Source organism: Desulfosoma profundi, from assembly GCF_055387865.1.
The window spans coordinates 3,505,420-3,525,486 of sequence record NZ_AP042420.1; the positions used below are offsets into that span (position 1 = coordinate 3,505,420).

At 57.8% G+C, this 20,067-nt stretch carries 17 protein-coding genes; 5 read left to right on the forward strand and 12 right to left on the reverse strand.

Going from position 1 to position 20,067, the window contains the following annotated elements:
* Positions 1–116: 116 nt before the first annotated feature.
* From ACZ5K9_RS15170 to ACZ5K9_RS15190, 5 genes are all read right to left on the reverse strand, one after another.
* Entirely contained in the window at positions 117–821 is a 705-nt protein-coding gene (locus tag ACZ5K9_RS15170) for an ABC transporter ATP-binding protein (protein WP_464272159.1), read from the reverse strand.
* Positions 814–1,587 carry an ABC transporter ATP-binding protein gene (locus ACZ5K9_RS15175; protein ID WP_464272160.1) on the reverse strand — a complete coding sequence of 258 codons (774 nt, stop codon included), beginning with the start codon at positions 1,585–1,587 and terminating at the stop codon, positions 814–816. The genes ACZ5K9_RS15170 and ACZ5K9_RS15175 overlap by 8 nt, the downstream gene beginning before the upstream one ends.
* 9 nt (positions 1,588–1,596) lie before the next feature.
* Positions 1,597–2,640 (reverse strand): branched-chain amino acid ABC transporter permease, encoded by a 1,044-nt coding sequence (locus ACZ5K9_RS15180; protein ID WP_464272161.1) that lies wholly within the window; start codon positions 2,638–2,640, stop codon positions 1,597–1,599.
* 20 nt (positions 2,641–2,660) lie between these two features.
* Complete coding sequence (locus ACZ5K9_RS15185; RefSeq protein ID WP_464272162.1) at positions 2,661–3,554, reverse strand: branched-chain amino acid ABC transporter permease; 894 nt, start codon at positions 3,552–3,554, stop codon at positions 2,661–2,663.
* 227 nt (positions 3,555–3,781) lie between these two features.
* Positions 3,782–4,912 (reverse strand): ABC transporter substrate-binding protein, encoded by a 1,131-nt coding sequence (locus ACZ5K9_RS15190; RefSeq protein ID WP_464272163.1) that lies wholly within the window; start codon positions 4,910–4,912, stop codon positions 3,782–3,784.
* Positions 4,913–5,366: 454 nt separating this feature from the next.
* On the opposite strand from ACZ5K9_RS15190, the gene ACZ5K9_RS15195 reads away from it, so the two are divergent.
* A complete protein-coding gene (locus tag ACZ5K9_RS15195) occupies positions 5,367–6,701 on the forward strand; it encodes a CoA transferase (protein ID WP_464272164.1) in 1,335 nt (444 codons plus the stop codon).
* A 37-nt stretch (positions 6,702–6,738) separates the two neighbouring features.
* Positions 6,739–8,163 carry a CoA transferase gene (locus tag ACZ5K9_RS15200; protein ID WP_464272165.1) on the forward strand — a complete coding sequence of 475 codons (1,425 nt, stop codon included), beginning with the start codon at positions 6,739–6,741 and terminating at the stop codon, positions 8,161–8,163.
* A gap of 117 nt (positions 8,164–8,280) precedes the next feature.
* Here the strand turns inward: ACZ5K9_RS15200 and ACZ5K9_RS15205 are convergent, their stop codons facing one another.
* From ACZ5K9_RS15205 to rplM, 5 genes are all read right to left on the reverse strand, one after another.
* Entirely contained in the window at positions 8,281–9,477 is a 1,197-nt protein-coding gene (locus ACZ5K9_RS15205; RefSeq protein ID WP_464272166.1) for a pyridoxal phosphate-dependent aminotransferase, read from the reverse strand.
* The gene (truA, locus tag ACZ5K9_RS15210; protein ID WP_464272167.1) at positions 9,474–10,346 is read right to left on the reverse strand and encodes a tRNA pseudouridine(38-40) synthase TruA; all 873 of its coding nucleotides are present in this window, start codon (positions 10,344–10,346) and stop codon (positions 9,474–9,476) included. Before truA ends, ACZ5K9_RS15205 begins: the two co-directional genes overlap by 4 nt.
* The gene (argC, locus tag ACZ5K9_RS15215) at positions 10,334–11,371 is read right to left on the reverse strand and encodes an N-acetyl-gamma-glutamyl-phosphate reductase (RefSeq protein WP_464272168.1); all 1,038 of its coding nucleotides are present in this window, start codon (positions 11,369–11,371) and stop codon (positions 10,334–10,336) included. The genes truA and argC overlap by 13 nt, the downstream gene beginning before the upstream one ends.
* Before the next feature lie 207 nt (positions 11,372–11,578).
* Entirely contained in the window at positions 11,579–11,971 is a 393-nt protein-coding gene (rpsI, locus tag ACZ5K9_RS15220; protein ID WP_464272169.1) for a 30S ribosomal protein S9, read from the reverse strand.
* 15 nt (positions 11,972–11,986) lie between these two features.
* Positions 11,987–12,427 carry a 50S ribosomal protein L13 gene (rplM, locus tag ACZ5K9_RS15225; protein ID WP_464272170.1) on the reverse strand — a complete coding sequence of 147 codons (441 nt, stop codon included), beginning with the start codon at positions 12,425–12,427 and terminating at the stop codon, positions 11,987–11,989.
* A gap of 517 nt (positions 12,428–12,944) precedes the next feature.
* Here rplM and aroF point away from each other — a divergent pair.
* On the forward strand, positions 12,945–14,018 hold the full coding sequence (aroF, locus tag ACZ5K9_RS15230) for a 3-deoxy-7-phosphoheptulonate synthase (RefSeq protein ID WP_464272171.1): 1,074 nt from the start codon (positions 12,945–12,947) through the stop codon (positions 14,016–14,018).
* Between the two features lie 96 nt (positions 14,019–14,114).
* Positions 14,115–16,292 (forward strand): 3-dehydroquinate synthase, encoded by a 2,178-nt coding sequence (aroB, locus tag ACZ5K9_RS15235; RefSeq protein ID WP_464272172.1) that lies wholly within the window; start codon positions 14,115–14,117, stop codon positions 16,290–16,292.
* Here aroB and fabD read toward each other — a convergent pair.
* Positions 16,289–17,212 (reverse strand): ACP S-malonyltransferase, encoded by a 924-nt coding sequence (gene fabD, locus ACZ5K9_RS15240; RefSeq protein WP_464272173.1) that lies wholly within the window; start codon positions 17,210–17,212, stop codon positions 16,289–16,291. The two genes, aroB and fabD, sit on opposite strands and share 4 nt — an antisense overlap.
* A gap of 120 nt (positions 17,213–17,332) precedes the next feature.
* Positions 17,333–18,313 (reverse strand): hypothetical protein, encoded by a 981-nt coding sequence (locus tag ACZ5K9_RS15245; RefSeq protein WP_464272174.1) that lies wholly within the window; start codon positions 18,311–18,313, stop codon positions 17,333–17,335.
* 385 nt (positions 18,314–18,698) lie between these two features.
* Here ACZ5K9_RS15245 and ACZ5K9_RS15250 point away from each other — a divergent pair, with 385 nt between their 5' ends.
* Entirely contained in the window at positions 18,699–20,024 is a 1,326-nt protein-coding gene (locus tag ACZ5K9_RS15250) for a Rossmann-fold NAD(P)-binding domain-containing protein (RefSeq protein ID WP_464272175.1), read from the forward strand.
* Positions 20,025–20,067: the final 43 nt, after the last annotated feature.

Below are 20,067 nucleotides of genomic sequence, written 5' to 3' on the forward strand. Positions count from 1 at the left end.
TAGAGATCCGGACCCCGAGGCAAGCGTTCAGGCGTCCCTTCCCGTGAGGATGGGGGCCTTGGAATCTTTCCAGGCGATGGCGCGGTGCATCCCGCGAGACGACGTGGAAACGTCGATTACTCTTCTCCGAGATAGGCCTTTCGGACCCGTTCATCCCGGAGAAGGTCTTTACCGGTCCCTTCCAGAGTGATGCGCCCGGTCTCCAGCACGTAGGCGTAATGGGCCACATGAAGGGCGGCCATGGCGTTCTGTTCCACCAGCAAAATGGTTGCCCCTTGGGCATTGATGGTTTGAATGGTCTGAAAGACTTCCTCCACGACAAGTGGGGCGAGGCCGAGGGAGGGTTCGTCCAAAAGCACCAGGCTTGGGCGGCTCATGAGCGCTCGGCCCAAGGCGAGCATCTGTTGTTCGCCGCCGCTCAGGGTTCCAGCCAGTTGCTTCGAGCGTTCCTTGAGGCGGGGGAAAAGGGAGTAAATCCACTCCAGATCCCTACGAAAATCTCCGGACGGGCGGTTGTAAGCGCCCAACTCCAGATTTTCCAGCACGCTGAGGTTCGGAAACACCCTCCGCCCTTCAGGGGCGACACCGATACCCAGTCGAATGATCTTGTACGTGGGCAAGCGTGACAGCTCTTGATCGAGAAAGGAAATGCTCCCCCGTTTGGGGCGGACGAGGCCCGAAATCGCTCGCAAAGTCGTGGTCTTGCCGGCTCCGTTCGCTCCGATGAGTGTCACGATTCGGCCTTGGGGCACCTTAAGATGGACGCCTTTAAGGGCGTGGATACCACCGTAATAGACATGCAAATCTTTGACTTCAAGCATGCTTGGGCTCTCCCAGGTAAGCCTTGATGACGTCCGGGTGACGCTGGATTTCCGCGGGACTGCCCTCGGCAATGGTGATTCCATAGTCCAACACCTTAATCCGCTCGCACAGTCCCATCACAAATTTCATGTCGTGCTCGATGAGAAAAATGGTCAGATGATGCCGTTCCCGAATTTCCCGCACCAGCTGGGCCAGCTCCATGGTCTCTTGGGGATTCATGCCGGCAGCGGGTTCATCCAACAGGAGCAGCTTCGGGCGGGCCGCCAAGGCCCGGGCGATTTCCAATCGGCGCTGCTGGCCGTAGGGCAGGGCTCCGGCCTTTTCATCCGTGAGATGCGCCAGGTGGAGTTCTTCCAAAAAACCGCGGGCTTCTTTTTCAATCCTGGCTTCTTCCCTCTTGTGTGACGGCAGCCCTACCATGGCTTTCCAGAACTTGGAGCGGATCGTGTGATGGAAGGACACCATGACGTTTTCCAAAACGGTCATGTCCACAAAAAGTCGAATGTTTTGGAAAGTTCGGGCGATGCCGAGGGCGGTCACCTGGTGCGGCGGCAGTCCCGTGATATCCCGACCGTTCCATCGCACCGTCCCGGAGGTTGGGGTGAGGAAACCGGTGATCATGTTGAAGACCGTGGTCTTGCCGGCTCCATTGGGACCGATCAGGCCGACCAGCTCCCCGGGTTCGATGACGATGGAAAAGTCCTTCACCGCGGTCAGTCCACCGAACTGCATGACCAAATGATCCAGTTGAAAGAAATCGTTCATGCCCAACACCTATGCCTTAGTCTGAAGACGGAGCGCGGCGAACACTCGATTCCAGGACAGCTCGCTCCGCCCCATAATCCCCCGCCGGGCAAACAAAATGACGACCATGAGAATGACGCTGAACAACACCATGCGCATGCCGGGTATGCCGGGAATAGTGAACAGACCGAAGTTCATCGGGCTTTCCACGACGCGCAGCGCTTCTCCACCCCAAGCAAACAGGGCTGCCGCGATCACGGCGCCGCTGGTGCTGCCCAAACCGCCGACGACGATGATGATCAAGAGATTGAAAGTGAGAAAGAAAGTAAAGAGGGTCGGCGAGATGGTGGTGATGAGATGCGCCAGCAGTCCGCCGGCGACGCCGGAAAAAAAGGCGCTGATCAGAAAGGCCAGGAGCAGGTGTTTAAAAGGATCCACGCCCATGGCCTTGGCGGCGGTTTCATCCTCCCGAATGGCTTTCATGGCCCTCCCGTAGCTGCTGTTCACAAGCTTGGTAATGACCACGACTGTAAAGACGGCCACCCCCCAAGACCACCACAAGGTCGTGTACGGCGTGAGGCCTTTCAGGCCCAGAGGGCCGTTGGTCAGCCCCTGCAACGCGTTGCACAACACCCGCACCACTTCCCCGAAACCCAACGTCACAATGGCCAGGTAATCGCCCCGGACACGAAACACGGGAAAACTGATCAGGAAGGCGAACGCCGTGGCCGTGATTCCAGCAATGATCAAGGAGAGCGAAAACGGCACCTGGATCACGCTGAGCGGCCAGATCAGCGGCTCGATGATAAAACTCATCTGCTTTTCTGCAGGTGTCATGGTGAGCAGGGCGGAGGTGTAAGCCCCGATGGTGATGAAAGCGTTGGGCCCAAGATGCAGGATTCCGCAAATGCCGTTGACCAAGTTGTAACTGACGGCCAGAGTGATGAAGATGGCCATGTTGTTGAGAATGCGGATCTGGTACTCCGTGCCGTGCTCTTGGAACAAGTAGAGGGTAATGCCCAAAACGGCCAGGAGCGCAATATTGCATAAGGTGTTTCGTTTAGATGCGTCCATACTGGAATCCTCGGGTCGGCTCACGTCTTGTCCGTGATGGGCTCTCCCATAATGCCCGTGGGGCGGAAGAGCAGCACCAGGATGAGGACGGCAAAGGCAAAAGCGTCACGATACTGAGCCATCTGGGGAAACAAAGCCACAATGAGGATCTCGCCGAGCCCGAGGACAAATCCTCCGACCACGGCGCCGATAACGTTGCCGATGCCACCGAGCACCGCGGCAATAAACGCTTTCAAGCCGGGGATGACTCCCATGAACGGATTCACTTGGGGATACTTCATGGCCCACATGATCCCGCCGGCGGCGGCCAAGCTCGATCCCAGAAAAAAAGTCACCGCGATGATCCGGTCTAAGTTGATGCCCATGAGACGGGTCGTTTCAAAATCCTTGGAGGCCGCGCGCATGGCCTTGCCGACCTTGGTCTGGTGGACGATGTACAGGAGGCCCATCAGAAGCGCCAGGGTGAGAATAGGGGTATAGATGGTCAGCACCTGGATGCGCAGTCCCCACAGATCGATGACCTTAGCGAAGACCTCCGGCCGAGGAAACCCCTTCGGCACCCCCCCGATCAGTACGATGGCCAGATTTTCCAACAGAAAAGAGGCGCCGATGGCCGAAATGAGCAAAGAAATGCGAGGGGCGTCTCTCAAAGGTTTGTAAGCCACTCGGTCCAACAGGATTCCAAAGAGGCCCGTCAGCACCATGACCAATGGAAAGCTGATCTGCCACGGAAGGCTCAACAGGGTGACCGCATAAATGGCGGCATAAGCAGCCACCATGAGGAGGTCGCCATGGGCGAAGTTGATCAACCGAAGGATCCCATAGACCATGGTGTAGCCGATGGCCACCAAAGCGTACAGGCTCCCCAGGGATATCCCGTTGATGACCTGTTGCATAAAAATGGTGAGCGTCACGAGGCCGTCCTTTGCCCTTAGCTGTCCGTATTACGCAAAAAGAAGCAGGGTGTACGGCGCCCACCCTGCTCCTTGTGAGTTCATAGGAAACGCTTTCTGAATCTGTGCGTGAATGCGTTCTGCCAGTCCAACCCTCCTGACGTCCCCTACGTGAGCGTCAAGGCACGGGCTCGGAGGGCCGGTCTTCCAAGAACATGAAGTATGGAAAACCGACCCGGCTGAGCGGCCTACGGGTTGACCGTGGTCACGTAGGCAAACTTGCCGTCTTTGACCTTGTTGATGACCATGCTCTTGATGGGATTGCCGTTTTCCTGCATGGTGATCAAACCGGAGACTCCCGGAAAGTTTTTAATGTTCACCATGGCTTCCCGGACTTTGGGGCCGTCCGTGCTGCCCGCTTTCTCGATGGCTTCAATCAGCAGGAAGTAAGCGTCGGCGGCCAGAGCGCCGAAAGCATCCGCTTCCTTGCCCTTTTTGGCTTCGAATCGCTTGATGAATTCCTTGGCCAGTTCGGTCGTCGCGGCTTGCTTATGGAAATGGCCGGTGAAATACATTTCTTCCACCGCTTTGCCGCCGATCTTGATCAACTCCTCGGCCTGGGCCCCGTCACCCGTAAGGATGGGCACGTTGATGCCCAGATCTCTGGCCTGTTTGGCCATAAGGGCATCTTCCGTGTAGTAATTCGGGGCGTAGATGATATCAGGCTTGGCCGCTTGCACGGAGGACAGCTGCGCAGAAAAGTCCTGATCTCCCGTTTGAATGTAGGTGGTGGACACGACCTTGCCGCCCAGCTTCACGAACTCCTTGACGAAGAAGTTGGCCAGACCCACGCAGTAATCCTGGGCAATGTCGATGATGACAGCCGCCGTTTTGGCCTTGAGTTCGTTGACGGCAAATCGGGCGGCCACCTCACCCTGGAACGGGTCGATAAAACACGCGCGGAAGGCGTATTGCTTGCCCTGAGTTACCAAGGGGTTTGTCGCCGTCGGGCTGACCGACACAATCTTGGCGGCCTCAGAAATGGGATTCCCGGCCATACTGTTGCCGCTGATCGCTTCCCCGAGGATTCCCACGACTTTCTCTTTTTCCACAAGGCGGCTCACGGCATTGGCGGCTTCAATTTTGTCGCTCTTGGTGTCCACAAGCACGAGCTCAATTTTCTTGCCAAGAACCGTGGGCTTGATTTCATTGGCGATCTGGATACCGTCCCATTCCATTTGGCCGTAAGCGGCCACCGCACCGGTCATGGGGAGATAGGCCCCAATCTTGATGGTGTCCTCAGCCGCTGCGGGTCCTGCGAAAGCGACAGCCAGACAGCAGAACCCTGCCACACACGCCAACCATCTTCTCCATCCCATAATGCCCTCCTTGTTCTTCGTTATCCTCAAAGAGCACCCGATACCCGCAGCCAAACATCTCCCAACATGTCAAGATTATTCACTGAATAATGCCTCTCTGCTCTCTACTGGACTCATTGGCATCTGTCAACCCCAAAACCCCCCTTTTGCACCTGGGCCTGCCGGGAAATCTTCCTTGACCCTGGGGAAGGCGTTTTGCTAAAAGCAAACTCGGTTCACAAAAACCGCTCGGGCGCACGCGGCGGCTACACTTCCTGTGCACCTTCTTTATCTCACGCTCTTTCCGTGGTTCATGCGGCTTTCTCGTCCTAGGCTCCTCGCCTCTACCCCAATCCTGCGCGACGGCCCTGCCCCGACCGGTCCGTGAGGCTCACGTCCCACCCCGTTTCACCCAAGGCCGGCCCAAAGTGTTTGGGTCCAAAGAGTGGTCCGCCAACCGAGAGGAGGGAATTGAATGGACCAAGGCAAATCCTACCAGCAGCGCATGAAGGAATTGTTCAATGTGGAGAATCTGTTCGGAAAGCGAATGCCCTTGGAGGGCGTGCGGGTCTTGGAGGTCTGTTACGTGGTCTTGGGCCCGGCGTGTTGCGACTACTTGGCCGAATTCGGCGCCGAGGTCATCAAGTTTGAGGGGCAAAAAGGGGATCAGATGCGGTTTGTGACCCCCTATGCGTTTTTTTGGAAAAACATGTCCCCTGGGTTGGAAATAGAAAATCACAACAAGTATTGGGTTGGCATGCATTTGGGGCATCCCAAGGCCAAGGAACTCTTTTTGGAACTGGTCAAAAAGGCCGATGTGGTGGCGGACAACTTGACCCCCGGTCGGATGGCCGAATGGGGCTTGAGTTATAAGGAGCTTAGAGAGGTCAACCCGCGGATCATCCAACTGCACGTATCCGGCTATGGCAGCTGGGGGCCCTGGACCGGGCGCACGAGTTATGACGCCGTAGCCCAGAGCATGGGCGCCCTTTCGCCCATTACAGGCTTTGAAGGGCGAGGTCCCATCAAGTCGGGGGTGTGGATCGCCGACTGGATTACCGCGCTCATGTGCGCCGTGGCCATCATGGCCGCTCTCAATTACCGCGAACGAACCGGCGAAGGCCAATTCATCGATTACATGCAGGTGGAAAACGTCATTCGATTTCTGGATTGGACCTGGCTCTACACCTACCTCACGGGAAAAGATCGACCCCGGTCCGGAAACCGCGATCTGGCCGTGTGCCCGTCCGATCTTTTCGATTGCGCCGACGGCTGGATTGCTCTGGCCGCTTTCGACGAGGCCTCTTTCACAGGGCTCTGCCAAGCCATGGGCAGACCGGAATTGTGCCAACGCTTCGCCGATCCTCTGGAACGGCTGAAAGACGAAAACGCCCGCGAGCTTTTGAAAATCATCGACGCATGGACCCGCACCAAGAAAGTGGAAGAAGTGGAAGCTCTGGGGAACCAATACGGTTTTGCCGCATCCCGGGTGATCACGGCCAAGGACGCTTACCATCGTCCCCATTTCCGGCAAAGGGGAGCTGTGCAAGAATACGATGACGCCTTGTATGGTCCCATGGTCCAGCAAGTCTATCCGCCGCGGATGAGCGAAACGCCCAGTCGGCTTTTCTGGGGATGCCGTCCTCTGGGCTTTGACAACGAGTACGTGCTCACCAAACTCCTCGGGCTCCCTCACGAAGAGGTGGAAAAGCTCAAGGCGGAGAAAGTCATATTCCAATGGAATCCGGCGGTGCCGTCCCATTGCCCGCCGCCCGATTGGGACGGAAAGAGCGGACTCAAACTGGCCTAGTGATCAGGGACAACCGATAGCCCTCAGGAGGACGAGAATGACGGACAAGAAATTGGGACCCTCGGCCTACGACGATATGTTCGACGACGACGCCCTAGCCGCAATGCTGAAGGAGGATAAGACCATTGTCGGCTTGGCGATCAATGAGGATTATGCCAAGTGGGCTTATACGGAAACGAATCCCAGGGACGCCTTTCGGAAACCGGAAGCCTTGGATGACATGGTGGTCTTGGACGTGAGCTACGCCAACTTCGGGGCGCTGTACGCCTCCTCGATCCTGGCGGAATTTGGGGCTGAGGTGATCCGCATCGAGCCGCCGGCGGGAGATCTCGCCAGGAAAATGACGCCTTACGGCATCATGATCAAGGACACAGGATTGGCGTACTTAACCGAGGCGCGAAACAAATTTCACATCACCCTCAACCTGGAATCCCCGGAAGGCCAAGCCATGTTTCGCGCTTTGGCGTCCAAGGCCGATGTGGTCATCGAGGCCTTTAAACCCGGCTATATGGATTCGCTGGGCATCGGCTACGAGCAGCTCCGAGAACTGAACCCCGGATTGATCTACTGTGGCTTGCACAGTTTCGGCCATTTCGGAGAAGACTCGGAAAAGTTCGCGAACCAACCGGATTATGACATTGTGGCTCAGGCGCGCGGCGTGATCATGTCCATTACCGGTGAGCCGGACTTGGACCCCGAAGTGCCCCCCGAATACAAGCGACCGCTCAAGCACGGCAACTGGATGGGGTGGTATGTGGGAGGCGCATGGGCGGCTTTCGGGATCCAAGCCGCCATGCTGGTCAAGCGGCGAACCGGAAAAGGCCAATTCGTCGACTGCTCACCGCCTGAAGGTCTTCTGTCCATCTCAAACTATGTGATGCAGTACTACCATATGTCCGGAAACGAAATGCCTCGGGCCGGGAATTACGACTACGCCGTGTTTCCTTATACGTACGTGAAGTGCAAGGATGGCTACACCTTTATGTCCGGCTTCACGGATCCCAATTGGGCGGCCTTGTGCGAGATCATGAACCGACCGGATCTTCAGAAGATGTTTCCGACCATCAAGGAGCGGCTCACCCCCGAGAACCAGCCGAAAATTCAACACGAAATCGAAAAGTTTACGGAAAATTACACTTCGGAAGAGATCCTGCAGATGCTCACCGAATACAGTCGGCGCCCCGACAAGAAGGGCACCGTAGTGACAGGACGTTTGGAGACGCCCACGGATGTGCTCACCCGGGAACATTGGCGTGTTCGAGAAAGTTTTATCCGCCGCACGGATCCTCACTACGGCGAAGTGCTCATCCAGAACTCGTCCTTCAAGGCGATGAGTCGCACGCCGGGTCGGGTGAAATGGGTCTGTCGCCCCGTGGGCGCGGATAACGAGTTTATCTATCAGAAGTACTTGGGCTTAGGTAAGGGCAAGCTCCAGGACCTCAAGGTGAAAGGTGTCGTATAATTGGTGGCCGGGCGCGTTCGAAGGGAAACCCTTTCCTGCTCGAACGCGCCGCCTTCTCCTCTTGCGAAGCGGGTCCCTGCCGGTCCAAGGTGAGGCCGTTGCAGACCCGCCACACGACTATTCCAGACGCTGGAGCGCCCTTTCCAACCGGTCGAATCCTTCGCGCAGTTCTTCCATAGACAAGGCAAAAGACAACCGAATACAACGGTCTTCGCCGAAGGCTTCCCCGGGGACTACGGCCAGGTGGACCTCTTCCATAAGGTAGTCGGCCATGGCGAGCGACCCTTCCACGGTGCGTCCCCCTGCGGATTTGCCGTAATAGGCGCTCACATTGGGAAACACATAGAACGCCCCGTCGGGCATCGGGCACGTGACGCCGGGGATCTTAGCGAGGCGATCCATGACGTAGGCTTTTCTGTCTTCAAACACCTGCACCATGCGGCGGCACGTCTCCTGATCGCCTGCGAGGGCCGCAACCGCAGCCCACTGGGCCACCGATGACGGGTTGCTCGTGGACTGGCTCTGAATCTTGCCCGCCGCTTTGATCACCTCTCGATCACCGAGGAGATACCCGATGCGCCAGCCCGTCATGGCGTAGGTTTTGCTCACGCCGTTGACAATAAAGGTTCTCTGCTTCAGTCGAGGTTCGACCATCGGCAGATTTGCCCAGGTTAACCCGCCGAAGAGGATTCGGTAGTAGATGTCGTCAGAGACGATCAGGACGTGGTCGTGATCCAGGAGCACATCTGCCAGTTCTCGAAGTTCATGAGACAGATAATGGGCTCCCGTGGGGTTCGACGGGCTGTTGAGGATAAGCATCCGGGTGCGCGGTGTCATCGCTCGGCGCAAGTCCTCGGGATTCATCTTAAATCCTCGGCTCTCTTCGCACGTCACAAACACCGGTTCGGCTCCGGCCAACCGGACCATATCAGGGTACGAAACCCAATAGGGGCTGGGGATGATGACTTCGTCCCCAGGATCCAAGACGGCCTGAAACAAGTTGTACAGGCAGTGTTTCCCCCCGCAGGATACGAGGACTTCCTCGGGGTCGTAGCGGAGACCGTAATCCGCGTGGATTGTCCGAATCACGGCATCCTTCAGCTCGGCAATCCCTTGAACAGGGGTATAGCGCGTCTGGCCCCGGAACACCGCTTGGACAGCCATCTGGCTCACATGATGGGGCGTATCGAAATCCGGCTCGCCGACACCGAAACTGATGACTTTCACCCCTTGGCTGCGCAAGGCCTTGGCTTTGGCGTTGATGGCAAGCGTCGCCGACGGTTTGACTTGAAGGACACGTTGTGAAAGCTTCATGATTTTTCCCCTCTGTGGTGAACAGTCGTTTCTTCACCCCTCCCGTAAAAGACGCACACCAAGTAGAGCCCGTGTGCCGGGGCCGTGATCCCCGCGCGGGAACGGTCTCGGCTTGCAAGGATGGCCTCCAGATCCTTCGGGGCCATAAGGCCACGGCCGGCATTCACCAACGTGCCGACGAGATTGCGAACCATATGTCGCAAGAATCCCGTGGCCTGAAAACGAAAGTAAAGATGATCCGGATCGGGACGCCATGCGTCGGCCTGGATCATGGTGCGCACCGGGTTGTTCACCGATGATCCCGCGGCCATGAACGCCCGAAAGTCATGTTCGCCTATGAGAACAGGAAGACAGTCGCGGATGCGATCCAGATCCAGAGGCTTCGGCACATGCCACGCGTAGAGACGCTCAAGGGCGGACGGCAAGGGGCGATTGAGGATCCGGTATTCGTAAACCTTGCTCAGGGCTGAATACGAGGCATGGAAAGCATCCGGCACTTCCTCGGCGTGACGGACCACAATGTCCGGCGGCAGCAGCCCGTTGAGCCCCCTCTGGAAGTCCTCGGGGCTCAAACGCGTTTTGGCGTAAAAGTTGATCACCTGCCCGAGGGCATGCACACCCGCATCCGTCCGGCCGGAGGCCCGCACGGTCACGGGGCGGCCCAACATGATCCCGAGCTTGGATTCAACGACTTCCTGAACGGTGAGAACCCCTTTTTGGCGCTGCCAGCCGTGATAGTGGGATCCATCGTATTCCAAGATGAGCTTGAAGTTTCTTTTCGCCTGAGGATCAAAAGGTGCTGGGGATCGCCGGGCGTCTATCCGCACTGAAGCCGCATCGTCGATGGAAGGGTCGTTCAGGGCTGCCATGGTGCGGCTTCCAACCCGCAATCTTCCGGAAAGCCGAGCATGAGGTTCATGTTGCATACCGCCTGGCCCGACGCACCGCGGGTAAGGTTGTCGATGACGGAGATGACGATCACCCGACCGGTGCGGGGATCGGTCTTCCACGCCAAGTCGCAGTAGTTGCTGCCTCGCACTTGCAGTGTTGTGGGAAATTGTCCCGGCGGGCACAGCCGGATAAAGCGCGACCCCGCGTAAAAACAGCGGAAGGCTTCGGCAACGCGGTCGTCGGTGACGCCCGGTTCCATCTGGGCATACACGGTGCTCAAAATGCCTCGGCTCATGGGCACCAGATGCGGGGTAAAACTGATCCGCACGGGCCTTCCCGCCAGCAGGCTCAGTTCCTGTTCCACTTCCGGCGTGTGGCGGTGTTCGGCCACCTTGTACGCCCGAAACCCATCGTTAACCTCACAGTAATGTGTCGTCAGGGACAACCCTCGGCCGGCGCCGCTCACCCCTGACTTGGAATCCGCGATGATCGTCTCCGGCACCACAAGTTTTTCTTTGAGCAACGGGGCACAAGCCAAAATGATGCTTGTGGGGTAGCAGCCCGGGTTTCCCACGAGTCGCGCCGAGGCGATCCGATCCCGATACAATTCCGGAAGGCCGTAGACGGCCTCGCCCAGGAGATGGGGTGCACTGTGCTTCTGGTACCAGGCTTCATACACCGAAGGGTCCCGAAACCGAAAATCGGCGCTCAAATCCACCACCTTGACCCCACGATCCAGCAAGGATGGGATGATCTCCATGGCGGCATGGTGGGGGAGGGCGGTAAAGACGAGACGGGCTTCGCGGGTCAGGTTGTCCGGATCGGTGTCCTCAAAGCACAAATCCCCGTGACCGCGCAGAGCAGGATAGACGTCCGCCAAGCGTTCGCCCTGGTTCGCCCGGGAGGTGATGGTGGTGATCCGAACCCGAGGATGTCCACACAAGAGCCGCAAGAGCTCAAAACCCGTGTACCCGGACGCGCCGGCAACGGACACTGGCACCATGATGATCCCCCTCAGCGACGTGTTGAGTGTCCCCCGAACAAACGTCAGGGGCCCGCGCCGTCGGCGTGAGCCCCTGAGAGATGGTATCCGATTGCGGATGGGATCCGCCGTGTGTCCAGGGCCGTAAGAGGAGGTTTTCCGTTCAGAAGAGAAGAATCGGAAGAACCCGGCCCAGGCGTCCCCTCCGGTGGTGGATCGAACCCGTTTCTAACGTTTGGAGTATTGGAACCGAGCCCGTGCGCCTCGCTGGCCGTATTTTTTGCGTTCTTTAACGCGGGAATCCCGAGTGATGAAGCCGGCGCGTTTGAGCACCTGGCGGAACTCAGGGTTAAATTCGATGAGCGCCTTGGAAATACCGTGCTTGATGGCTCCGGCTTGACCGCTCAACCCCCCTCCGTTCACGTTGACGAACACGTCCAGCTTGCCGAAGGTGCCGGTGAGCATGAGGGGTTGATGAATGAGCATCTTGCTCGTTTCCCGAACAATGTATTCATCAATGGGCTTGTTGTTGATCACCACGCGGCCGGTTCCGGGTTTCAGCCACACACGGGCGACCGCCGATTTACGCTTTCCCGTTGCATAGAAACTTTGTTCCGCCATGTAAAGACTCCTTGACTACCTGCGGTTGCCCAGTTTCAGGGCTGTGGGTTGCTGGGCTTCATGGGGATGCTCGGCACCGCTGTAGACCTTCAGTTTCTTCAAGAGCTTGCGGCCGAGGCGATTTTTGGGCAACATGCCGCGCACGGCGAATTCAATGAGCCGTTCGGGATGTTCCTGATTCAGTTTCTTCGCCGTGGTGACCTTCAGCCCCCCGGGATATCCGGAATGGCGATAGTACTTCTTTTGTTCCCATTTCCGACCGGTCAGCCGCACTTTTTCCGCATTGATCACGACCACGAAATCGCCCGTATCCACGTGCGGGGAAAAGGTCGGCAGGTGTTTGCCCCGAAGCCTCACCGCAATTTCACTGGCAAGTCTGCCGAGGACTTGACCGTCGGCGTCCACCACTATCCATTTTCTTCCGTCAGCATCAAACTTGGCACTCGTCGTCTTCATGGGGATATCTCCAAATTTCAACCGCCTCTCGTGACCGACTCGAAGCACAGTCGTATAGGCAATCCCCTGCGAGTTGTCAAGGAAAAGTTCTGTTGGACTGCGACGACCGGTCGCCTGCCGGAAAAAAAGACAACGATGCCCTTGACACCCACACAATACCTGCTATAAAGGGATCGCCTCTGTAATAGCACGCGAGGCGTAATCTCCAGAAGGGACGCGGACGACAAAATGCAGCAGATCAGAACGGCTCGGCGCTTTTACTTTTATTATGGGTGGTATTACGGCCCCGATGGGGTTGGCCGACCACCGCGCTGAGCCGTCCGAAACCTCAGGACGCCGGCAACAAGGCCGTGGGCTAACCCCAAAGCCCACGGCCTTTTTCATGGACATGACCAGGCCGTGGGCACCAGCTCACGGCCTTTTTCGTTTCATGGGGTCGGCATGCTTGTGCCGATATTTTCAACAGGAGGAAGGGCTCGCCCCCTTTCCTCACAAAGTCCGACAAGGAGGACCGACGATGATTGTTGTCATGAAACCGGAACACACCGAGGAGCAACTCCGACAACTTGTGGCCCGAGTGGAAAAGATGGGATTGCGGACCCATTTGTCGCGAGGTGAGCGGCGGACCATTGTGGGAATCATCGGGGAAAGGGACCTCATCCAGGAGATTCCTTTTACCAGCTTTCCCGGTGTCGAGGCGGCACATCCTATCTTGCAGCCCTACAAGTTGGTCAGCCGAGAATTCAAAGAAGACGACACCAAGATCCGTATCGGCGAACATGTGGAGTTCGGGGGGAAGGCCATTCCGATCATCGCCGGACCATGCGCCGTGGAGGGCCGTGAAGTCCTGGATGAAATCGCAGACGCCCTCCACGACTTGGGCATCCCGATGCTCCGCGGCGGGGCCTTCAAACCCCGAACGTCTCCCTACAGCTTTCAAGGTCTTGGCGAATTGGCGTTAAAGTTCATGAGCGATGTGCGGAGCCGCACGGGTATGCCCGTGGTCACGGAAGTCATGGATGCCCGGGACCTCCTGCTCGTTTACAAGTACGCGGATGTCCTGCAGATCGGGACACGCAACATGCAGAATTTCAAGCTCTTGACCGAAGTCGGCCAAGTGGACAAGCCGGTCATTCTCAAACGGGGGATGTCGGCGACCATCAAGGAATTTCTCATGTCGGCGGAATACATTGTGAGTCACGGGAACGAAAAGGTGATCCTGTGCGAGCGCGGCATCCGGACCTTTGAGACGGAGACCCGAAACACCCTCGATCTCAGTGCCGTCCCACTGCTGAAGAAACTGACCCACTTGCCTGTCATCGTCGATCCCAGTCACGCATTGGGCCGAACGGATCTCATTCCGGCCATGTCGCTTGCGGCCGTGGCCGCCGGTGCCGACGGGCTCATGCTGGAAGTCCACGTCCGGCCCCATGAGGCTTTGAGTGACGGTTCTCAATCGCTTACCCCTCAGGCCATGCAGGAACTGTTGGACCGATTGGAGCCCGTGGCTCAGGCGGTGGGACGCACCATCCTGCGGACCCCGAGAACCGGGCGGCAGGACGTGGCCCACGCCGTGGGTGGCACGTCGTGAACTCCATGGGTCACCCCTCAGGGGACGCATCCGGGTGGAAGGCGGGCGAACGCGCCGCTTCGAGCTGCCAACGCTGTGCGATGTACTGGAGGCACCATGACGGAAACCCCATCGGACTTTAAAAGCTGGCCTGTTCAACCCCGTATCGGAATCATCGGCGGCCGCGGGGCCATGGGAAGGCTTTTTCACCGGTTCTTTGTGGATCTTGGTCTTCCGGTCGCCGTTTCCGATGTGGCGACACCGCTCACCAACGAGGACGTCATCGACCGATCGGATATGGTCCTCGTCAGTGTGCCCCTCCACAGGGCCTCGGATATTCTTCGGAGTCTGGCGCTTCGATTCCGGGAGGGCCAACTGGTTGTGGATATCTGTTCTCTCAAGGTGCCGCCGCTGCATGCCATGGCCGCCTCCGCGGCCTGGTACGTGGGGCTCCATCCCATGTACGGCCCCTACGTGAGAGATTTTGTCGGTCAGACCATGATCGTCTGCCCGGGTCGGGTGGCTCGGGAACCGTGGGACTGGCTCATGGGCGTGCTCCGGGATGCCGGGCTCAAGGTTCATGTCTGCTCGGCCGACGAGCACGACCGCATGATGACCGTCATCCAGCTCCTTCCCCATATGACCACCGTGGTGTTGGGGCATTGCCTTCGGGAAATGGGCATCGATGCCGTGGAAAGCCTTCGCTTTACGAGTCCGATCTATCGGCTGGAACTGGACCTGATCGGGCGGCTCTTTGCCCAGGACCCGGCCCTCTATGCCGCCATCGCCATGCAAAATCCCTTCAAGGGCGAAGCGCTCGCGGTGCTGCGCCGCGTTTTCTCGGAAACACTCGACGCCGTGGAACGCGAACGTTGGGAAACCTTTTTGGGCGCTTTCGAAGAAACCCGGTCACATTTTGGGGATTTTTGTCTCCAGGCCTTGGAAGAAACCAACCGACTTCTCACGTGGCACCACAATGCCAATAACCATGCACACGTCAAGGTTCAATCGGTCACGCCCACCCACCATGGGGCATTGACCTCTGGAAATGGCGAAATCCGATCACCTCTCGAGTCGAGCGGCACCGTGGCGTTGCCCGTTTTGGACCCCGAGGCGAATTGGTCCTTATGCCGCCCGAGCGCGCCCGGCGGGAACACCGCCCCGCAGCCCCGCGCTCCTTTGAAAGGGACGGTGACCCAAAACGAGACAGAGGATCCCGCAGCGCTAGCTCAGGTGACTCTGGCCCCGCATGCCGCCCGATCCTTGGCTTCATGGCTGAACGATCGTTTTCCCAACCGACGCCCGCTTTTCTTTGTGGACCGACGCGTGGCCGCCTTGTGGGGGGAAGCCCTCGGCGCCCGGAGTTTTGGTCCAGCCTGGATCGAATGGGACGCCCGGGAAGACAAGAAATGTCTCGAGACCGTGGAAACACTGGCCCGGGTCGCTTTGGAGCGCGGCGCGGACCGCGGCAGTGTGTTTGTGGCCGTGGGGGGCGGGGTCACAGGCGATGTGATCGGCTTTCTCGCCTCGATATTCATGCGGGGGGTTCCCGTCGCTCAGGTGCCGACCACGCTTCTGGCCCAGGTGGATAGTTGTTTGGGCGGAAAAACCGGCGTGGATTTACCTGAAGGGAAAAACCTGCTCGGGACATTCCATCACCCGGAGGCCATCCTGGTGGACCCGGCTTTTCTTCAGACTTTGCCCGTCGTGGAATGGCAAAACGGCATGGCGGAAGTCATCAAATACGCCCTCCTCGACGACACCGGGCTTATGGACGATCTGGAGGCTTTCGCCGAAGCTTCAGGCCCTGACGGCGTGATGTACCCGCTGCCTCTAGAGATGACCCAACGTCTCGTCCACCAAAGCCTCCGCCTCAAGGCGCGCTTCGTCGCCGCCGACGAAAGAGATTTTGGGCAGCGCCAGCTCCTAAACTTGGGGCACACCACAGGACATGGACTGGAGGCCCTTAGCGGGTACTCGCTTCCCCACGGCCATGCCGTCGCTCTTGGAATGAAAGCGGCGGTCCACATGGGCATCCTCCAAGGCATTACAGATCCCGCCTTGGCGCACCGCCTGGACCGGATCCTGGACGCCTACCATTTGCCCCGCACGACGCCGCTGGCGAAGGATCTCGACGCGCTGCTGCGCCATATTCAACACGATAAGAAGAAAGGTGCGGGTGGTTTGGTCTGGATCGTGCCGCGGGATGTGGGCCGTGTGGAAAGAAAGACCGGCGTTCCGGAAAGTCTTGTTCGGAACGCCCTGAAAAGCATCGCGGATCCTAAAGATCACTAGGCTCCGTTGGCCCGGAGGAACGCGGCGAGGGTGGCGGAGTCTTCCACGTTGTGGATGGTGACGTTCCGGTCGATGCGCCGCACCAGCCCGCGAAGGACTTTTTTCGGGCCGACTTCCACGAAGTGGTCGTAACCGTTATTGAGGAACCACTCAATAGATTGCTTCCACAAGACGGCCCCGCACAGTTGTCGCACGAGCTTCTCCGGAGCTTCGGCGGCCTCACGCAAGGGCTGGGCATCGATGTTATTGACGACGGGGATTTTCGGATCGGAAAACGAGGCGGCCCTGACGTAGGGCTCGAATTTCCGGCGGGCTGATTCCATGCATCGACTATGCCAGGGGCCGCTCACATTGAGCTTGATGCATTTCTTGGCGCCTTCCGCGGCGCTGGCTTCCAACGCCTTGTCCACGGCCTCAACGGGCCCCGTGATGATGAGCTGATCGGGGCAGTTGATGTTGGCGATTTCCACGTCATAGAGCCGGCAGATATCTTGCAACTTCTCTTCCGGCATGTCCATGACGGCCGCCATCGCGCCTGGAGTTTCCAAGGAGGCTTCGTGCATGTACTGTCCCCGGTGCCGCACCAGGTTCAGCGTATCGCTGAGAGATAGCACCCCCGCTGCATAGAGGGCGCTGTACTCACCGAGGCTGTGGCCGGCGGCGGCGGCGGGAAAAATCTCGTGCTGGGCCAGGACAGTGAGGCAGGCCAGGTTCGTCACAGTGATGGCCGGCTGCACGTTTTGCGTCTGGGTGAGGACGTCTTCCGGTCCTTCGAAGCATAGTCTCTTGATGTCCATCCCCAGAATGTCATCGGCGCGGTCAAACAACTCCCTCACGGCCGGGTAGTTTTCGTAAAAATCCTTCCCCATGCCGACATATTGCGAACCTTGCCCAGGAAACAAGAAAACCCACTTTTTCATGGCGCCGGCTCTTTCTTGGGAAATTATTTTTTCTTTCGTGCGCCGCTTTTATCCAGAAGCCCCCTTCTTGTCAAGCGCGCCATGCCTCTTGGGAGGAGCCCGAAACAAAAACCACGGGGCTCAATGTCCCACATGGAGGATGTAATTGGCAGTACCGCCCACGCCGGGGCCATATGGCGGCCCGGACACAATCGCCCCATCGATGACGGGGAAGGTGAGTGTGTACTTATTCGAACTTTCGGGGATAAATCCTCCGCCGTACGGGACACATGAGATGATCATGGGGTGAACTGTTTCAGTAAAGAGGACCTCCAGCATCGCTTGGCAATATTCATTAAAAGTGAGTCTTCCACCGAGGGTCACATCGACGGTTGTTAAGCCGCTACAAGATATCATAACCTCGCAGGTGGTGAAGTAATGGGTGCCATAGGTCACTGTTCCGTTTCCGGTGATGGTGTTGTCTTCATGCACTGTAAAAGGAACACTCCCTGAGAACCAAAGATCTTGATGGTAACATCCATAATCGACTGTATAAAGGTGGTTGTAGGTGATGGAAAAAGATCGGCTCCCGCTGTAATCCCCACAGCCGCCGAGGCTGTTTCGAACCACGAAAAACGTGTGCCATAGGTAATAGGAGGAGAGACTCCCTGCCGGGCTTGCCAACAGGTAGCAATGATATTGACCCGGGGGTAAGGCCGAAATCGGAATATCGCCGAACAAAAACTCGTCCACGGGTTGCGTCACGGCGGTTTTCCAGGCGATGAGTTGGGTTTCAAAGACGACGAGCTGGCCGTTGGGGTTCACGATGTAGAGATGGAAAGGATCGATGGCCGGGGCCATGATTCCCACATAGAGGTCCACCGGCCCGCTGAAGGCGGGAAGCCCTATTCGCAGCCGAACCGTGTCACCTCCTTCGGCCACAGGGCCGACTCCGATGGGCCGGGCGACGGCCGGATCGGCGGCCGTAACAGGATCAGCCGTCGGAGGATACTCAAATCCTTGCTGAGCCGAGGGAAGCGGCATCACCTGAGCCTGCACGCCCCAACACACGCAGAGCACAAGAGCGCAGGCCGAAACCACCCTTTGCATTGTTCTTGACATGGCTTTCCCTCCCAATAACTGTCCAAGATTTAGACAAAAGGTGATTTAAGTTCTTTTAACTTGCCGCATCTGTGCTTTTCAAGAATACGGCCTGTGATGATGATCATGTCTTGCCTCCTGATTCCAATCCCCAAATCGCACTTCTAAAAACACGGGCATCCTCCCTGCATGAAACCGCCTAACCGGCGCCGGTGCACGGCTTTTTGCCCTTCTGACTCCCCTGGATTTACCGGTTTTGGGGACGCTCTCGAAACCCACCGATGACAGGAAAAGTTCTTGTCGCGGAGAGCGTTCTTTCTGTAATGTGACCAGGCCTCTCGCCCGAGCGGGACGAGAAGAGGAGACAAATCCCAGGGCGCAAAAAATTAGCGGGAGGATGAATCTCATGGGGCATGCCATTGGCATACGGCGGGAAGATAAGAATGAATGGGAACGGCGCGTCCCTTTATCACCGGAGCATGTGGCGGAATTGGTCAAGAGGCATCACATGCGGGTCTACGTGCAACCCTCAAGTATCAGGGTTTTCCGCGATGACGCCTATCGTGAGGCGGGGGCCGTGGTGCAGGAAGATCTTTCACCCTGCCGCATCGTGCTGGGTGTGAAGGAAATGCCGCCCGAGCTCTTCCGCAAAAACGTTCTCTACGTTTTCTTTTCGCACACCATCAAAGGGCAGGCCCATAATATGCCCATGCTCAGAGCCCTGTTCGATGCCGGCGCTCATCTCCTGGATTATGAACGGATCGTGGACGACCAAGGGCGGCGACTCGTGTTGTTCGGCCATTTTGCAGGGCTCGCCGGCATGATCGAATCCCTTCACGCGCTTGGGCGCCGTTTGGCTTTTCAAGGGCTCAGCCCGGAGCACAATCCTTTCCATGGAGTCAAGCAGCCGTATGAGTACGGCACCGTCGATGCGGCGTTGGAGGCGATCCGGGCCGGTGCCGGTCGTCAGATCGCCGAAAAGGGTCTTCCAGCACAACTGAGGCCCTTTGTCGTTGGGGTATTAGGTTACGGTCATGTGGCTCGCGGCGCCATGGATGTTTTGGAAAAATGCTTTCCCGTGAAGTTTGTCCAGCCCGAAGCATTGCTTTCCATCGGACTTTCATCGGACACAGGAAAGGTCGTCCATGTCGTGGTCTTCGAGGAAAAGCACACGGTGCGTCGTCGCGACAACGGCCCCTTCAACCTTCAGGAATACTGGGATAATCCCGATAAATACGAATCCAGCTTTGCTCCATGGCTCCCTTTCCTGACGGTACTCATCAATGGCATTTACTGGGATCCTCGATCCCCTGTGCTGGTGAGCGCGGAAAATCTCCGCCGGCTATACCGCTCGCAGAACCCGAAGCTCCAAGTCATCGGGGACATCACCTGCGACATTGAAGGCTCTATCGCCGTGACTCGTAAGGCCACCAGCCCGTCCCAACCGTGCTACGTTTACGACACAGATACTGACGCTTTGCTGGACGATCTGAGTCAAGGACGAGGACCCGTCATCATGGCCGTAGACAATCTCCCGTGCGAATTTCCCCAAGAGGCCTCAATGGCCTTCGGATCCGCCTTGATGCCCTTTCTCCCGCATCTGTGTGGAATCGACCTTGAAGAGGCCGATGCGGTCCGAAAACTTCCAGGCCCCTTACAGCCGGCACTCATCGTGCGATCGGGGCGGCTTACGGAGAATTATGCCTACCTGGAAAGATTTCTCGGACCCTGATGCGGGCCTCGTTGAACCAGAGGCATCCCGCGAGAAGACCATC